Raw genomic sequence first — 1,323 nt, 5'->3', positions numbered from 1 at the left:
GGCCATCAGGGCGGTGGTCAGGGGGTAAGTCACCTGATCCTCCACCACCTCCGGGGCCAGCCCCGGGGCCTCGGCCCGGACAATCACCTGTGTATCGGACAGATCCGGTATGGCATCCACCGGCGTATGCTTCACGGCATACAGACCCACCGCCGCCGTCACCAGCGCCAGAATCAGCACCAGTACCCGGTTGACGATGGACCAATGAATCAGTCTTTCAATCATGTTTTACTCCAAGCCATGATCAGCGCTCGCTTTCTACGACCGTAGGAGCGGATTTATCCGCGATTACTCCTGAACCAGCCTCCGTACCTGCCTGAGGCTTTATCGCGAATGAATTCGCTCCTACGGGGGCGGCGACAACGACATCAATGATCCGAATGATCCTCGACGCGGCCATGGCCGCCTCGGATGCTGGCTTCGGAATCGATCAGGAAATGGCCCGAGACCACCACCTCATCGCCGGCATCGACACCCTCTCTGATCATCACCTGATCACCGCTGACCATGCCCGGCATGACCTCCCGAACCCGGAAATGGCTTTCATCCTCACGGATCACCACCCGATTTCCGCGGCCAGTACGAATCAAGGCCTCAAGGGGAATCACCACCCCTTCCTCGGAGGGATCGGCGTGAATGGACACCGCCGTCCACATGCCGGGGCGGAGCTTGCCATTACCGTTCTCCACCGGCAGGCGCACCCGCAATGAACGGGTTTGCTCATCCAACACCGGGTAGATATGGCTGATATCGGCATGGGCCTGGTCGCCGGGGCTATAGGGCAGGCCAATCATGGCGTGCTGGCCGACCTCCACCCAATCCGCCTGAGACTCAAAGATGTCGGCAATCACCCAGACATTGGAAAGATCCACCAGCTCCATCATCTCCAGGCCGGGAGAGACATACATGCCTTCCCGAATACCAAGCTGGGTGACATAGGCATCTTCCGGCGCATACCAGGGGACGGACTGCTTAACCTCACGCTCTGCTTCAATATTGCTGATCACCGCATCCTGGATCCCAAGGGCTCGCAGGCGATCCCGAGCCGCTTCAATGAGCCGTGACTCGCCCCGTCGGAGGGCCTGGAGCAATTCCTCCTGGGCATTGACCAACTCGGGAGAGTAAATCGTGAACAATCGCTGGCCCGATTCCACCCGGTCGCCTTCGGCCGCCACATCCAAGGCTTCCACCCAACCTTCGGTGCGCGGATGAAGATGCTTCAGCTTGGCAGGGTCATATTCCACTCGACCGACGGTTTCGATATGGCGCATCAGGCGCTCTCGAACCGCCTCGGTGGTCCGCACATTCATGGCCTGCTGGATA

General features: G+C 59.7%; 2 protein-coding genes. Both read right to left on the bottom strand.

Features of this window, described 5'->3' with window-relative positions; all coding sequences use genetic code 11:
- Nucleotides 1–225, bottom strand: a 225-nt coding sequence (locus tag VCB98_RS13890) for an efflux RND transporter permease subunit (protein WP_346053554.1), incomplete at its 3' end; no start/stop codon positions are given.
- 143 nt (nt 226–368) lie between these two features.
- Nucleotides 369–1,323, bottom strand: a 955-nt coding sequence (locus VCB98_RS13885) for an efflux RND transporter periplasmic adaptor subunit (protein ID WP_346053552.1), incomplete at its 5' end; no start/stop codon positions are given.

The organism is Natronospira elongata (genome assembly GCF_034931365.1).
GTDB lineage: Bacteria > Pseudomonadota > Gammaproteobacteria > Natronospirales > Natronospiraceae > Natronospira > Natronospira elongata.
This window is presented reverse-complemented; position numbering and strand designations above follow the sequence as displayed.